The organism is Salmonella sp. 2020_1395, assembly GCF_043848115.1.
In the GTDB taxonomy this organism is placed as follows: Bacteria; Pseudomonadota; Gammaproteobacteria; order Enterobacterales; family Enterobacteriaceae; genus Salmonella; species Salmonella enterica.
The window spans coordinates 242,782-257,396 of record NZ_JBCMFH010000007.1 but is presented as its reverse complement, the minus strand read 5'-3'; the positions used below and the strand labels follow the sequence as shown (position 1 = coordinate 257,396).

General features: G+C 54.9%; 14 protein-coding genes. 3 read left to right on the top strand and 11 right to left on the bottom strand.

Annotated features, from left to right (window positions below; all coding sequences use genetic code 11):
• The first annotated feature begins 17 nt into the window (after positions 1–17).
• Positions 18–2,018: a bifunctional tRNA (5-methylaminomethyl-2-thiouridine)(34)-methyltransferase MnmD/FAD-dependent 5-carboxymethylaminomethyl-2-thiouridine(34) oxidoreductase MnmC gene (gene mnmC / locus ACH0WD_RS13840; RefSeq protein ID WP_000816093.1), complete on the top strand. Its 2,001-nt coding sequence runs from the start codon at positions 18–20 to the stop codon at positions 2,016–2,018.
• A 51-nt stretch (positions 2,019–2,069) separates the two neighbouring features.
• Here the strand turns inward: mnmC and ACH0WD_RS13835 are convergent, their stop codons facing one another.
• Genes ACH0WD_RS13835 through prmB form a run of 6 tightly spaced genes read right to left on the bottom strand, consistent with a single transcriptional unit; the run spans position 2,070 to position 6,616 of the window.
• Positions 2,070–2,345, bottom strand: coding sequence for a YfcL family protein (locus ACH0WD_RS13835; RefSeq protein ID WP_000559749.1), 276 nt, complete (start codon positions 2,343–2,345; stop codon positions 2,070–2,072).
• A gap of 32 nt (positions 2,346–2,377) precedes the next feature.
• On the bottom strand, positions 2,378–2,926 hold the full coding sequence (locus ACH0WD_RS13830) for an elongation factor P hydroxylase (protein ID WP_001066345.1): 549 nt from the start codon (positions 2,924–2,926) through the stop codon (positions 2,378–2,380).
• Positions 2,926–3,735 carry a sulfite exporter TauE/SafE family protein gene (locus tag ACH0WD_RS13825; RefSeq protein WP_000368598.1) on the bottom strand — a complete coding sequence of 270 codons (810 nt, stop codon included), beginning with the start codon at positions 3,733–3,735 and terminating at the stop codon, positions 2,926–2,928. The genes ACH0WD_RS13830 and ACH0WD_RS13825 overlap by 1 nt, the downstream gene beginning before the upstream one ends.
• Entirely contained in the window at positions 3,735–4,559 is an 825-nt protein-coding gene (gene mepA, locus ACH0WD_RS13820; protein WP_000750428.1) for a penicillin-insensitive murein endopeptidase, read from the bottom strand. The genes ACH0WD_RS13825 and mepA overlap by 1 nt, the downstream gene beginning before the upstream one ends.
• A 3-nt stretch (positions 4,560–4,562) precedes the next feature.
• Positions 4,563–5,648 (bottom strand): chorismate synthase, encoded by a 1,086-nt coding sequence (gene aroC / locus ACH0WD_RS13815; RefSeq protein WP_000918457.1) that lies wholly within the window; start codon positions 5,646–5,648, stop codon positions 4,563–4,565.
• Positions 5,649–5,683: 35 nt separating this feature from the next.
• Positions 5,684–6,616: a 50S ribosomal protein L3 N(5)-glutamine methyltransferase gene (prmB, locus tag ACH0WD_RS13810; RefSeq protein ID WP_001650203.1), complete on the bottom strand. Its 933-nt coding sequence runs from the start codon at positions 6,614–6,616 to the stop codon at positions 5,684–5,686.
• Positions 6,617–6,781: 165 nt separating this feature from the next.
• Here prmB and smrB point away from each other — a divergent pair, with 165 nt between their 5' ends.
• Entirely contained in the window at positions 6,782–7,333 is a 552-nt protein-coding gene (smrB, locus tag ACH0WD_RS13805; protein WP_000730794.1) for an endonuclease SmrB, read from the top strand.
• Positions 7,334–7,432: 99 nt separating this feature from the next.
• Here smrB and sixA read toward each other — a convergent pair whose 3' ends face one another.
• From sixA to ACH0WD_RS13785, 4 genes are all read right to left on the bottom strand, one after another.
• The gene (gene sixA, locus ACH0WD_RS13800) at positions 7,433–7,918 is read right to left on the bottom strand and encodes a phosphohistidine phosphatase SixA (RefSeq protein WP_001195801.1); all 486 of its coding nucleotides are present in this window, start codon (positions 7,916–7,918) and stop codon (positions 7,433–7,435) included.
• 208 nt (positions 7,919–8,126) lie between these two features.
• Entirely contained in the window at positions 8,127–10,274 is a 2,148-nt protein-coding gene (gene fadJ / locus ACH0WD_RS13795) for a fatty acid oxidation complex subunit alpha FadJ (protein ID WP_000214145.1), read from the bottom strand.
• Positions 10,274–11,584: an acetyl-CoA C-acyltransferase FadI gene (gene fadI / locus ACH0WD_RS13790; protein WP_001248128.1), complete on the bottom strand. Its 1,311-nt coding sequence runs from the start codon at positions 11,582–11,584 to the stop codon at positions 10,274–10,276. The genes fadJ and fadI overlap by 1 nt, the downstream gene beginning before the upstream one ends.
• A gap of 177 nt (positions 11,585–11,761) precedes the next feature.
• A complete protein-coding gene (locus ACH0WD_RS13785) occupies positions 11,762–12,046 on the bottom strand; it encodes a YfcZ/YiiS family protein (protein WP_000030904.1) in 285 nt (94 codons plus the stop codon).
• Between the two features lie 370 nt (positions 12,047–12,416).
• Here ACH0WD_RS13785 and fadL point away from each other — a divergent pair, with 370 nt between their 5' ends.
• Positions 12,417–13,724, top strand: coding sequence for a long-chain fatty acid transporter FadL (fadL, locus tag ACH0WD_RS13780; RefSeq protein ID WP_001537977.1), 1,308 nt, complete (start codon positions 12,417–12,419; stop codon positions 13,722–13,724).
• Positions 13,725–13,784: 60 nt separating this feature from the next.
• Here fadL and mlaA read toward each other — a convergent pair whose 3' ends face one another.
• On the bottom strand, positions 13,785–14,540 hold the full coding sequence (mlaA, locus tag ACH0WD_RS13775) for a phospholipid-binding lipoprotein MlaA (protein WP_000776787.1): 756 nt from the start codon (positions 14,538–14,540) through the stop codon (positions 13,785–13,787).
• Positions 14,541–14,615 lie beyond the last annotated feature (75 nt).

Here is a 14,615-nt window from a genome sequence, read left to right as displayed (position 1 = left end):
TCAGACGAGTAACTTACGTGAAACAATACGCCATACAACCCGCCACACTCGAATTTAACGCTGAGGGTACACCTGTTTCCCGAGATTTTGATGATGTCTATTTTTCTAATGACAATGGACTCGAAGAGACACGCTACGTTTTTCTTGGCGGCAATCGTCTTGCGGAGCGATTTCCCGTACATTCACATCCATTATTTATAGTCGCGGAAAGCGGTTTTGGCACCGGACTTAACTTCCTGACGCTGTGGCAGGCGTTTGACAGCTTTCGTTCTGCGCACCCACAGGCGACGCTACAAAGGTTACATTTCATCAGTTTTGAGAAATTCCCGTTAACGCGCGACGATCTGGCGCTGGCGCACCAACACTGGCCGGAGCTCGCGCCCTGGGCAGAGCAGCTGCAGGCGCAATGGCCGCTGCCGCTCCCGGGGTGCCACCGCCTATTGCTGGATCGGGGCCGGGTGACGCTGGATTTGTGGTTTGGCGATATTAATGAGCTGACCGACCAACTGGACGCCACGCTGAATCAAACAGTCGACGCCTGGTTCCTCGACGGTTTTGCCCCGGCGAAAAATCCGGATATGTGGACGCCAAACCTGTTTAACGCGATGGCGCGGCTGGCGCGGCCCGGCGCAACGCTGGCGACGTTTACCTCGGCGGGTTTCGTCCGTCGGGGATTACAGGAAGCCGGTTTTACCATGCAAAAACGCAAAGGCTTCGGACGTAAACGCGAGATGCTTTGCGGAGTGATGGAACAACACCTCATGCCGACCCTTTCCGCGCCCTGGTTTTACCGCAGCGGAAGCGAAAAACGTGAAACGGCGATCATTGGCGGCGGCATCGCCAGCGCGCTGTTATCACTGGCGTTACTGCGTCGCGGCTGGCAGGTGACGCTCTATTGCGCAGATGATCAGCCCGCCCAGGGCGCTTCCGGTAATCGACAGGGCGCGCTTTATCCGCTCCTTAGCAAACATGACGCCGCCATTAATCGCTTTTTCCCGACCGCATTCACCTTTGCCCGTCGCCTGTATGATGCCCTGCCCGTCTCTTTTGATCATGACTGGTGCGGCGTGACGCAGCTCGGATGGGATGAGAAAAGCCAGCAGAAAATCGCCCAGATGCTGTCCCTGGCGCTGCCCGCCGGACTGGCCTCGGCGCTCAATGCCGAAGAGGCGGAACAGGCGGTTGGCGTGACGACACGCTGCGGAGGAATTACCTATCCGGAAGGCGGCTGGCTGTGCCCGGAACAATTAACTCGCGCAGTCATCGCACTGGCGACCGAACAGGGTTTACAAACGCGCTTTCGCCATACGCTCACGTCGCTCGTTGCGCAGGAGTCGCGCTGGCAACTGCGCTTTACGTCAGGTGAAACCGCCAGCCATGAGACCGTCGTTCTGGCGAACGGCCATCAGATTAACCGTTTTGATCAGACCCAGCCGCTGCCGGTGTATGCCGTCGGGGGGCAGGTCAGTCATATTCCCACCACCCCCGCCCTCTCGGCGTTGCGTCAGGTGTTATGCTACGACGGCTATCTGACGCCGCAAAATCCGCATAATCAGCAGCACTGTATTGGTGCCAGCTATCACCGGGGCGACGAAAGCACCGTCTGGCGCGAAGAAGATCAGCGTCAGAACCGACAGCGTCTGCTTGACTGTTTTCCGGATGCGAAATGGGCCACAGAGGTTGACGTTAGCGGCAACAGAGCCCGTTGCGGCGTGCGTTGCGCCACCCGCGACCATCTGCCGATGGTGGGCAATGTCCCGGATTACCATGCCACGCTGACGCATTACGCCGATTTAGCCGATAATAAAACGTCGGCGGCGCCTGCGCCTGTCTATCCGGGTTTATTTATGCTCGGCGCGCTGGGATCGCGCGGTTTGTGCTCAGCGCCATTATGCGCAGAAATTCTAGCGGCGCAGATGAGTAACGAGCCGATTCCACTGGATGCCGGTACGCTGGCGGCGTTAAATCCAAATCGGTTATGGGTGAGAAAGTTATTGAAGGGAAAAGCGGTGAAGTAATGGGTCAGTCAATAGCGGAAGGCGGCAAGCGTCGCCTTCCGGCCCACGGCGTTATTGTTTTGCCTTGTCGAACAAATTGTCCCACATCGCTTTGACTAACGCCTGATCGCGCGGCGACAGTTCGCCGGCGCCGATCGCTTTCTCCAGACTTTGGCTAACGTTGGCATAGACCGCCTCAACGGAGTGGTCATCACCGCTCTCCAGCTCGGCAATGGCTAACGTCAGGTGGCCACGCAGGTATCCACTGGCAAAAAGCTCATCGTCGCTGGCGTGCTCTACCATATCGTCAATTAATGCCAGAATGCGTGATTCAAACTCCGCGATCATCTTCTTTCCTCATTGTAAACGTGGCGCTGGCTTTAATTAAGCGCTTCCGGCCACGGGAACTGTTCCGCCTTAAGTTCGGGCGTGTGATAGTAATTCTGTAGCGCTTTGATGAAGCGGGCCGGACGTTCAGGAATGCCCTGCTCCAGATACGCCATTACCTGCGCATGAACCCGGCGCTGAAACGCCACGCGATCCGGCTCAATATCGCCTTCCAGATTGTCGCAACTGACGTTAAAGGGATACCCCGCCGCCACGCAAAACAACCAGTCGAAAGCCTGTGGCTTCACCTCGACGTCTTCAAATTGACTTTGGGTCTGCGCGTCGCGTCCATCCGGGCAGTACCAGTAACCAAAGTCAACCAGTTCGCGGCGCGCCTTACCGGCGATACACCAGTGAGAAATCTCATGCAGCGCGCTGGCGTAAAACCCATGCGCAAAGACGATGCGGTGGTACGGTACCTGCGCGTCAGCAGGAAGATAGATCGGTTCGTCGTCGCCTTTAATCAGACGGGTATTAAATTCTTCGGCAAAGCAGCCGTTAAAAATCTCAATTAACTGTTCGTAATGGTGCGTATTGTTCATTAATTCATCCCCAACCAGTGGAGGATCTCCTGTCCGTGGCTATCATAAAGTAACCTGGCGCTCATTATCGCCGAGACAATAACGATCATCGGTCTGATAAGCTTTTGGCCTTTGCTCAATACCAGACGCGACCCCATTCGCGCCCCTAAAAACTGACCAACCAGCATCACGAAGCCCGTCGCCCAGATCACTTTGCCGCCGATGATAAATAACAGCAGGCCGCCAACGTTGGAGGTAGCGTTAAGCACTTTGGCATGTGCCGTGGATTTCGCCAGGTTATAGCCACATAAGGTGACAAACGCCAGAGCGTAAAACGACCCGGCGGCAGGCCCGAAAAAGCCGTCGTAAAACCCGACGCATCCCCCGGCTATCAGCGCGAACGGTAATCCATACAGGCGGCGCTGGCGATCTTCCTCGCCCAGCTTCGGCATCAATAAAAAATAGAGGCCGATGAAAATCACCAGGATAGGCAAGATCTGGCGCAAAATATCCGCCTGCACGTGCTGCACCAGCAGCGCGCCGCTCATCGAGCCAATGAACGTCATCAGAATATTGAGCTTTTGCTCGGCCAGGTTTACCACTTTACGGCGAATAAAATAGAGCGAAGACGAGAGGGAGCCGCCGCACGCCTGTAATTTATTGGTCGCCAGCGCGTTTGCCGGCGACATCCCGGCGGCCATCAGCGCAGGGATAGTGAGCAGCCCTCCGCCCCCGGCGATAGAATCGATAAATCCTGCCAGTACGGCGACAAAAAACAGCACCACCAGCAGCAGCGGGGAGACCATAAACAGATCATAAAAATTGTCCATCAGAGTACATGCTCATCCAGTAGCGCCTGGCAGGAAGGCGGCAACGGCGGCGGTGTCTTCTTCTCAGGCTTTGTGGTGCCAGGTTTTGGCGGTTCGAACCAGCTTTGCAGTTCAGCGCCGCATCCATCGCCCGGCGGGGGTAAAGGTTGATCTTCGCACTCCAGGCTGTCGGCAGGGCAGCGTAAACGCACGTGCATATGCGCGCGATGCTGGAACCAGGGGCGTACTTTACGTAGCCAGTCACGATCGTTTCCGGCATCGAGGCAAAGCTGTTGTTTAATAGCCGGATTGACGAAAATACGGGTGACGTCATTGTCTTGTGCCGCCAGTTTGATCAGACTGGCGATATCCGACGACCAGCGCGACGGCACGACGTGTTTACCGTCGCGGGACACCAGATCTAACGCCTGCGGGCGCAATAGCTGCGCCTGGCTCCAGCGCGTTTTCGGCAACTGCAAGAAAATATCCACATCAAGCCCGGTCTGATGACTGGCGTGTCCGCCATTAAAGCGGCCTCCGGCAGGCATCCCCATGTCGCCTATCAGGACAGTTCCGAGCCCCCGTTGCTGCGCCTGATGACTCAACCGCTGGATAAACATAACCAGATCCGGGTGGCCGAAATAACGACGCTGATCGGTGCGCATCACCTGATAATTATCGGACTGTACCGGCAACGTGTCGGCGCCAATGATGCATCCGTTGGCAAAGCTACCGATAGACTGGGCGGCGCCGGGGACAGGATGGGTTATTTTCTGCCACGGCGTCGCCGCCAGGCTGGCGCTACTGACAAACCATGCCAGCAGCGCAATCGCGGTTTTTTTCATTTCTTACCAGCGTGGAATCTCTGTCTTTACATCCGCATTCTGTGCCCGATGGCGCAGCAGGTGATCCATCAGCACGATCGCCAGCATGGCTTCTGCGATCGGCACTGCGCGAATCCCCACACACGGATCGTGGCGCCCTTTGGTGATCATTTCGACTTCTTCACCCATCCGGTTGATCGTACGTCCCGGCACGGTAATGCTGGAGGTAGGTTTCAGCGCCATATGCGCCACAATGTGTTGCCCGCTACTGATACCACCGAGGATGCCGCCAGCGTGGTTGCTCTGAAAACCCTGCGCCGTGATTTCATCGCGATTCTGGCTGCCACGCAGCGCCACCACGTTAAATCCTTCGCCGATCTCCACGCCTTTCACCGCATTGATGCTCATCAGCGCATGGGCGATGTCCGCATCCAGTCGGTCAAATACCGGTTCGCCAAGCCCTGCCGGCACGCCGCTCGCCATCACCGTCACTTTCGCGCCGATGGAGTCACCCTCTTTTTTCAGCGCGCGCATCAGTTCGTCCAGCGCGTCAAGTTTGTCTGCATCGGGGCAAAAGAACGGATTAAGCTCAACCTGACGCCAGTCTTTAATCTCCAGCGGAATGTCGCCCATCTGGGTCAGGCAGCCGCGGATTTCGATGCCGAACTTTTCCGCCAGGTATTTCTTGGCAATCGCCCCTGCCGCTACGCGCATCGCGGTTTCACGCGCGGAAGAACGTCCACCGCCACGGTAATCACGCAGGCCGTATTTCTGCTCATAGGTGTAATCCGCGTGTCCCGGACGAAAAACATCTTTAATCGCGCTGTAGTCCTGCGAGCGCTGATCGGTGTTTTCAATCAGCAGGCCAATGCTGGTGCCGGTCGTCACGCCATCAAACACGCCGGAGAGAATTTTTACCTGATCCGGTTCGCGGCGCTGGGTAGTATAGCGCGAGGTGCCGGGGCGGCGTCTGTCGAGATCGTGCTGCAGATCGGCCTCCGTTAACGGGATGCCGGGCGGCACGCCATCGACGATACACCCAAGCGCCAGCCCGTGTGATTCGCCGAAAGTGGTTACGCGAAAGAGTTGTCCAATTGTGTTTCCTGCCATCACGGCTCCGTTATCGTTGTTGTCGTTTGCGTGTTTTAATCTTTATAAATGTTGAAATGTTCACGGGCCGCGAGCAACTGCGCTTTGGTCAACATAAAGACGCCATCGCCGCCGTTGTCAAACTCCAGCCAGGTGAACGGCACATTCGGATACTGCTCCATCAGATGTACCATGCTGTTTCCGACTTCACAAATCAGAACGCCGTCATCGGACAGATAATCCGGCGCATTTCCCAGGATACGACGGGTCAATTTGAGGCCGTCAGTGCCGGACGCCAGCCCCAGCTCAGGTTCGTGGCGATATTCGTTCGGCAGATCGGACATATCCTCCGCATCGACATAAGGCGGGTTAGTGACAATCAGATCGTACTGAACTTTCGGCAGATCGCGGAACAGATCGGAACGGATTGGCGTCACGTGATGGATAAGACCGTGTTCTTCAATGTTATGCTCGGCGACAGCCAGCGCATCCGGCGAAATATCGACCGCATCAACCTCTGCGTCCGGGAAAGCATAAGCACAGGCGATGGCGATGCAGCCGCTGCCGGTACACATATCCAGAATATATTTCGGCTGTTGGCTAATAAGGCCGGCGAAGTGGTTATTAATCAGCTCGCCAATAGGCGAACGCGGCACCAGCACGCGCTCATCGACATAAAATTCGTGGCCGCAGAACCAGGCTTTATTGGTCAGGTAGGCGACCGGGATACGCTCGTTAATGCGACGAATCACTCGCTCAACAATGCGGTGTTTTTCGCTGGACGTCAGCCGCGCGGTCCGCATATCTTCCGGAATATCCAGCGGCAGATAAAGAGACGGCAACACCAGTTGTACCGCTTCATCCCACGGGTTATCGGTACCGTGTCCATACCAGATATTCGCCGCGCTAAAGCGGCTTACCGCCCAGCGCAACATGTCCTGAATGGTATGCAGTTCACTTACTGCTTCATCGACGAAAATTTTATCCACGTATTCCTCCAGGGCATGCTCGCATTAAATTCGGCGGCTAGTTTGCCACGAAGACAGGGATAAATCAGCATTGACGCGGCGGGAGAATACGAAAAATCCGTTTTGACCGTTCGGATATCCTCCGGGTCGGGTAAACTAAGGCAAAAGATCAGACGAGACCCACGAATGAAAAAGAAAACATCGCTCAGCGAGGAGGACCAGGCGCTGTTCCGTCAGCTGATGGTCGGCACCCGAAAGATTAAACAGGATACTATCGTCCATCGGCCGCTGCGCAAGAAAATCACGGAAGTCCCTACCCGAAGGTTAATTCAGGAACAGGCGGACGCCAGCCACTATTTTTCTGATGAGTTCCAGCCGCTGCTCAATACGGAAGGGCCGGTAAAGTATGTCCGTGAAGATGTCAGCCATTTCGAGCTAAAAAAAATGCGCCGCGGCGACTATTCGCCGGAACTGTTTCTGGATTTACACGGCTTAACGCAGCTTCAGGCCAAGCAGGAACTGGGAGCGCTGATTGCCGCCTGCCGTCGGGAACATATTTTTTGCGCCTGCGTCATGCATGGACACGGTAAACATATTCTGAAACAGCAAACGCCGTTATGGCTGGCGCAGCATCCGCATGTGATGGCCTTTCATCAGGCGCCGAAAGAGTACGGCGGCGACGCCGCGCTGCTGGTGTTGATTGAAGTGGAAGAGTGGCAACCGCCCGAATTACCCTGATGCGGAATTGCCGGATGGCGGCGCAAGCGCCTTATCCAGCCTACGAACAGCCAGCGCTGTCGTAGGCCTGATAAGCGAAGCGCCATCAGGCAGCAAAGATTAAATCGCTTTCGCCATTTTCAGATTGCAGGGACTCATTTGCCAGTTGAATGTCCCCTTGCCGCTTACATCAAGCGTAACGTTGGCAATTGCGGACGTCGTGAACATCGGCGGCGTTTCGCCCGGACAAAGCTCAGATACCAGGTATCCGACCAGAGGTAAGTGAGAGATCACCAGCACCGATCCGATCTCTTCATTGGCCAGCGCCTGGAGGTAGGCGCTGACCAGACCGACATCGCCACAGGGCGTTAGCTCCGGCAGGACATCCACCTGAGCCGGCAGATTCATACAATCGCCGACCACATCTAACGTCTGTTCGGCCCGAAGAAACGGACTCACCAGAACACGTTCGATATCCACTTTTTGACCTTTCAGCCAGTTCGCCATCAGGCGAGACTCGTCACACCCACAAGGGGTCAAGGGACGAACCGAATCACTGGCGGCATCGAGGGCTGCGTCGCCGTGACGCATGATAAAAACTTGCATATTGCACCGCTTTTGTTAACCAGTTTCACCAACACGCTTACCACATGCCCCTATTGGCTGCGGCAAAAATGCGGTGGCCGGCATTGTGCCTTATCCATTCACTGAATGAAACGCTGTTTTTTACCTCAATGGCGTAAGTATAGTCAATCCTTGATTATTATTTCGCCACTAAGGAGGCATTCAGTGCGGATTCATATTCTCTTTGACCTCAATTTCCCTGGTCAGTTTCCCCATTCGTCCAGAAATGCTCCCTGCGCTCCGCCATGCGCACTAATTGTTCACAAGGCGCGTAACGAGGACCGTAAAGTGCGGCCAGGCGCTGTAATGTCGCCACCATTTCACCCGGCCCGAGAGCATCCATATAGCGGAACGGGCCACCGAGAAACGGCGGAAAACCGATACCAAACACGGCGCCAATATCGCCATCGCGCGCGCTGCGAATCACTTTTTCGTCGAAACAGCGCGCCGCTTCGTTAAGCATTAACATGACACAGCGCTCTGCCACCTGCTGCGCAGACAGTCGACTCTGCCCTTGCACGCCAATAAGCTTATAAATAGCAGGGTCAACCTGTTTTTTGCTTTTACGCCCTTTTTCGCCATAAAGATAGAAACCGCGACCATTTTTTCTACCTTTGCGATCGTCATTCAAAATTGAAGCGACAACATTTGCAGGCGCGCTAAAACGTTCTCCATACGCCGCCTCAAGCACAGGAATAATTTTAGTGCCCGTGTCGATTCCTACCTCATCCAAAAGTTGGATTGGCCCCACCGGAAAACCAAATTTTACCAGGGCGGCGTCAATATGTTCGACGCGTTCGCCTTCAGTCAGCATCCGAATCGCCTCATTGATATATGGCGCAAGAATTCGGTTAACATAAAACCCGGCTTTATCGCTGACGACTATCGGGGTTTTACCCTGTTTTTTCGCCAGCTTAACGGTCGTGGCGATGGTCTGCGCGGAAGTAGACGCGTGAGGAATGACCTCAACCAGCGGCATTTTTTCGACCGGGCTAAAAAAGTGCAATCCAATCACCTGTTCCGGTCTGGCCGCATTCGCCGCAATATCGCCAATCGGCAGGGAAGAAGTATTGGAGGCAAAAATGGTGTGAGCAGCGCAATTTTGCTCCACTTCCGCCACCATCTGTTGTTTTAACGGCAGATCTTCAAACACCGCTTCAATGACCAGATCACGATGACTGAAACCACGGTAATCGGTAGAACCTGATATCAACGCCAACTGTTTATCGCGTTCGCTGGCTTTGATATGGCGGCGGCGTACTTTTGTTTCAAGCAGATCCCAGCTGTACTTCAGAGCATGATTGATCCCCTGAGTATTTATATCCTTAATTCGTACTGGCAAGCCGCCTTTACAGGCCGTAACCCAGGCGATACCGCCGCCCATTAACCCGCCGCCTAAGATGCCCACGCTGTTCAGCGGGCCGGGCGGCGCATCGCTACCGGGATCTTTTTTCACCTCGGTACTGGCAAAGAAAACAGCGCGCAGCGCCTGCGATTGAGGCGTCATCGCCAGCTCGCCGAAAGCGCGCGCTTCCGCGTCATAGCCGCTACTGCTGCCCTGCGCCAGTCCGGTTTCAATCACATCAATGATCCGCTCCGTCGCCGGATAATTACCCTGCGTTTTTTGCGCCGTCTTTTTACGCACCAGGCGAAATAACAGCGCGCGCCCCAGCGGCCCCGCCAGGATACGTTCCCGGACCGGTAATGTCCGCTGCGCCAGGCGTTCTTTTTTAGCCAGCTCGACAGCCGCTTCCAGTAAAATGGTTTGCGGCACCACATCATCAACCAGCCCGGCTTTAAGCGCCTGTCTGGCGCGAAGCTGTTTACCTGTCAGGATCATATCCAGCGCGGTACTGACCCCCACCAGCCGTGGAAGTCGCTGCGTTCCGCCCGATCCCGGTAAAAGCCCTAACTGTACCTCCGGCAGTCCGAGAACGGTTTTAACGTCGTCGGTACAGATACGCCGATGGCAGGCCAGCGCCATTTCAAGACCGCCCCCCAGACAGGCGCCATGAATGGCGGCGATAACCGGAACAGGCAACGCCTGGATCTCCGCCATCAGTTGTTGCCCCTGACGCGCCAGCGTTTCCGCTTCCTGCGCGTTTTGGCAGTGACCTATCATGTTGATATCAGCGCCAGCAATAAAGTTATCTGCTTTGGCTGAGATAAAAACAACGCCCTGCAACGCTTTGTTTTCCCGGATTTGCTTCAGAATGGCGCGTACCTGCGCGGCAAACTCCGCTTTCAGGGTGTTCACCTTTTCTCCAGGGACATCAATAGCGACAACCGCGACATTATCCAGACGCACGTTAAGCATAAAAGCTGATGTGGTAGTCATTATTCCGCCTCCAGAACCATCGCCGCGCCAAGACCGCCAGCCGCGCAGGCTGTGACCAGGCCAAAACCTCCGCCCCGACGCCGTAACTCATGCAACGTTTGGGTTATCATCCGTGCGCCCGTTGCGGCAAAAGGATGCCCGTAGGCGATTGAGCCGCCGAGCACGTTGAATTTAGCGTCATCCACCTCCCCTGTCGCCTGCGCACGACCAAGCACCTCACGGGCAAATCGTTCGCTGCCCAGCAGTTGTAAGTTCGCCAGAGTCTGAGCGGCAAACGCTTCATGCATGTCAAAAAGCGTCAGATCGGCCATCGTCAACCCGGCCCGCTCCAGCGCCAGCGGCGTTGACCAGGCCGGCCCCAATAGCATGTCCTGCCAGACATCAATAGCGGTAAAGGCGTAGCTGCGCAGATAACCAAGCGGGCGCAGCCCCAGCTCTTTAGCGCGGGATTCGGTCATCATAATAACGGCGGCAGCGCCGTCGGTCAGCGGTGTACTATTGGCGGCGGTCACAGAGCCATGTTTTCTGTCAAAAGCGGGACGCAGTTTGGCGTAGTCCGCCAGCGTGGAGGCGCCGCGAATGTTGTTGTCTTCTGCAAAGGGGTTTTTATACGGCGGCACATAGGTCGTCATCACTTCTTCCGCCAGTTTACCCTCCGCCCATGCCTGCGCGGCGCGCTGATGTGAACGATGCGCCAGCGCGTCCTGCTGTTCACGCGTAATACCATACGTTTTCGCCATCTGTTCGGCGGTATCGCCCATGCGCAGACCGGTGGAATACTCAGCAACGGCGGGAGGAACGGGCAGCAGGTCGCGTAAGCGCAGACGAGAAAAAAGCGTCAGCCGTTGGCGGGTCGTCCGGGCTTTATTGACATCAACCAGTACCCGCGCCAGGGCTTTACTCACGCCTATTGGCAGTACCGACGACGAATCCGCGCCGCCAGCGATACCCGCGCGTATCGTGCCGGCCATCAGGCTTTCCGCCACATTCGCTACCGCCTGAAAACTGGTGGCACAGGCGCGGCTTACGCTATAGGCATCGGTATGAACATTCATCCCCGTACCCAGCACAATTTCGCGCGCAATGTTGGGCGCTTCCGGCATTTGTACTACCTGACCAAAAACCAGTTGCTCAATGGCATCGGCTGGAATTTCACTGCGCGCCAGCAGCTCGCCTACCACCATCTTGCCGAGATCAACAGCGGGAATACCATGAAATGCAGTGGCCTGACGAGCGAAGGGGGTTCGTAACCCACTGACAATAGCAATGCGATCGCCCTGGCGGGTGACCAACGGTAAAGCCTGACGCATAGTACTCCCCTGTAAAAAAATAAATTAGTGGTCTGACCTGATCACAGTCTTAACCAATTTTTTACATTTAGCCAAGCAGAGAGAAAAGAAAGTGGGAGCTAAGGCACAGTGAAGGGAAACGACAAAAAAAGAAAACGCCTCCGCCAGATGATGACGGAGGCGTCGTGAATGAACGGATTAACGCAGGCCGAGCTGGAAGATCAGCGTTTCTGCTTCGCAGGCGAAAACAAAATCAATATCCAGACGAACGCCTTCGGATTCCTCGGTAAAGGTTGGCGTAATTTGGCAAGGTTCAGACTCCACGCTACGCGCTTTTTCGGTTAACGCCGCCAGCGTCTCTTCAGCCTCTGCGCGGGTAGCGAATACGCGGCTGTATGACGCGGTGCAATCGGAGTTGTCCATGATGGTTCCAACGTCCATACAGCAGCAAACCGGGGTTTCATCAGCACTGCATTTACTCATTGTAGATTTCCTCTGTATTTGCACCCAGGGTGCCAGATAAACGATGGGGATATTTTACGCTCCCGGCATTCGCCTCTCCAGTCGTTAATGGTGGGAAACGCGTTAAGTGACCGAAATCACACTTAAAAATGATCTAAAACAAAAATCGCGCGATCGGGTGACCGTTAAGCCCGCCGATTTTGCCAGCCAGATCTCGTTTCTAAGATCACAATTGAAAAAACTTATAAACATACTTGCAACATTCTAGCTGGTCAGACCTATACTCTCGCCACTGGTCTGATTTCTAAGTCGTACCGCAGACCCTACACTTCGCGCTCCTGTTACAGCATGTAACATAGTTTGTATAAAAATAATCAATGAGGTTATGGTCATGAGCCAGAAAACCCTGTTTACAAAGTCTGCTCTCGCAGTCGCAGTGGCAATCATCTCCACCCAGGCCTGGTCTGCAGGCTTTCAGTTAAACGAATTTTCTTCCTCTGGCCTTGGCCGGGCCTATTCGGGTGAAGGCGCAATCGCAGATGATGCGGGTAACGTTAGCCGCAACCCGGCGTTAATTACCATGTTTGACCGCCCGACGTTTTCAGCGGGCGCGGTTTATATTGATCCTGATGTTAATATTAGCGGGACATCGCCATCTCGTCGGACGTTAGATGCGGATAACATCGCGCCGACGGCCTGGGTGCCGAACGTCCATTTTGTCGCCCCGATTAACGATCAGTTTGGCTGGGGGGCTTCTATTACCTCTAACTATGGTCTGGCGACAGAGTTTAACGACACATACGCCGGCGGCTCGGTAGGCGGTACGACCGATCTTGAAACCATGAACCTGAATTTAAGCGGCGCTTATCGCTTAAATGAGGCCTGGAGCTTCGGCCTCGGCTTTGATGCGGTATACGCGCGCGCGAAAATCGAACGTTTTGCGGGCGATTTAGGCCAGTTGGTCGCGGCACAGAATCCGGCGCTGGCGCCGATCGCGGGTCAGATTCCCAGCGACACCAAGATTGCCCACCTGAACGGTAATCAGTGGGGCTTTGGCTGGAATGCCGGTATCCTTTATGAACTGGATAAAAATAACCGCTACGCACTGACCTACCGCTCGGAAGTCAAAATTGACTTTAAAGGCAACTACAGTAGCGATCTTCCCATCGCTATAAACCGATTTAACCTGCCTATCCCAACGGCAACCGGCGGCGCGACGCAGTCAGGCTACCTGACGCTGAATCTGCCGGAAATGTGGGAAGTGTCCGGTTATAACCGTGTGGCGCCACAGTGGGCCATCCACTATAGCCTGGCCTATACCAGCTGGAGCCAGTTCCAGGAATTGAAGGCAAAATCGACCGCCGGCGATACGCTCTTTGAAAAGCATGAAGGCTTTAAAGACGCTTATCGCATTGCGTTGGGCACCACCTATTACTACGATGACAACTGGACGTTCCGTACCGGTATCGCCTTCGATGACAGCCCGGTACCAGCGCAAAACCGTTCTATCTCTATTCCGGACCAGGACCGTTTCTGGCTGAGCGCCGGTACGACTTACGCCTTTAACAAAGATGCGTCTGTCGACGTTGGCGTCTCTTATATGCATGGTCAGAGCGTGAAAATTAATGAAGGCCCTTATCAGTTTGAATCTGAAGGGAAAGCCTGGCTGTTCGGTACTAACTTTAACTACGCGTTCTAATCTCTTTCTGAAACGGATCAAAAAGGTGAGCATTGCGCTCACCTTTTTATTTACTGCCGTTTATTCCGAGTCGATCTCTTTGAGTTCGTCCTGAATCGCCTGCGCGTTCGGGTTTTCCTGCGGCTTGAGTTTTCCGCCATTGGCGATAAAGTCATGACGCTGGAAGTACGCCTCGCGCACCATAATATAAGGATCGGAAGACTGGCGCAGCAAACCATCGGAGTCCAGCAACTGCGCGCGGGTTTCTATCCCTTCGATAGTCCATTTTCCTATGGACATTGGCCAGGTCAACCACGAGAGCACCGGATACAAGGTATCCGCCATATCCCCGCCATCTTCACGCAGCGTGAAGCTGCCGTAGAACGGAAGTTGCATATAAGGCCCATACCCCACGCCATAATGGCCCAGCGTACTGCCAAAGCGATGCGGTTCAACGCGCTGCAGCTTAGGATTCGCCATTCCCGCGACGTCAATAAAGCCGCCCATCCCTAATAAGGTATTCAGGAAGAAACGTGTGAAATGCACCATACCCTGATAAGGATCGCCCTGCAGGAAATAGTTCACCATGATCGCCGGTTCTTCGAGGTTGCCGGTGAAATTACTTAAACCGTTACGCGCAGGCTGTGGAACATAATCACGCCAGGCGACCGCGACCGGCCGAACAACATACGGGTCCAGCACATTAAAGTTGAAGTTGTACATGGTGCGGTTAAACCCTTCAAATGGGTCTGAACGCCCCTGCTGTTCTGTACCGGAACTCGCACACCCGACCAGCAGTGTGGTTCCCAGCGCCAGCGCCGACAGGCGAAGCTTCATAGATGTCTCCCTGTGAATTATGGCTATCGCTGATTGCCATCCATGACGGAACGCTACCGTATCCGCCTGTTTAGG

Excerpts from the sequence above, each read along its gene's own strand:
- mepA (WP_000750428.1), bottom strand. The coding sequence starts at position 4,559 with ATGAAAAAAACCGCGATTGCGCTGCTGGCATGGTTTGTCAGTAGCGCC.
- aroC (WP_000918457.1), bottom strand. The coding sequence starts at position 5,648 with ATGGCAGGAAACACAATTGGACAACTCTTTCGCGTAACCACTTTCGGC.
- mlaA (WP_000776787.1), bottom strand. The coding sequence starts at position 14,540 with ATGAAGCTTCGCCTGTCGGCGCTGGCGCTGGGAACCACACTGCTGGTC.
- sixA (WP_001195801.1), bottom strand. The coding sequence starts at position 7,918 with ATGCAAGTTTTTATCATGCGTCACGGCGACGCAGCCCTCGATGCCGCC.
- ACH0WD_RS13830 (WP_001066345.1), bottom strand. The coding sequence starts at position 2,926 with ATGAACAATACGCACCATTACGAACAGTTAATTGAGATTTTTAACGGC.
- fadL (WP_001537977.1), top strand. The coding sequence starts at position 12,417 with ATGAGCCAGAAAACCCTGTTTACAAAGTCTGCTCTCGCAGTCGCAGTG.
- fadJ (WP_000214145.1), bottom strand. The coding sequence starts at position 10,274 with ATGACTACCACATCAGCTTTTATGCTTAACGTGCGTCTGGATAATGTC.
- ACH0WD_RS13825 (WP_000368598.1), bottom strand. The coding sequence starts at position 3,735 with ATGGACAATTTTTATGATCTGTTTATGGTCTCCCCGCTGCTGCTGGTG.
- fadI (WP_001248128.1), bottom strand. The coding sequence starts at position 11,584 with ATGCGTCAGGCTTTACCGTTGGTCACCCGCCAGGGCGATCGCATTGCT.
- ACH0WD_RS13835 (WP_000559749.1), bottom strand. The coding sequence starts at position 2,345 with ATGATCGCGGAGTTTGAATCACGCATTCTGGCATTAATTGACGATATG.
- ACH0WD_RS13785 (WP_000030904.1), bottom strand. The coding sequence starts at position 12,046 with ATGAGTAAATGCAGTGCTGATGAAACCCCGGTTTGCTGCTGTATGGAC.
- smrB (WP_000730794.1), top strand. The coding sequence starts at position 6,782 with ATGAAAAAGAAAACATCGCTCAGCGAGGAGGACCAGGCGCTGTTCCGT.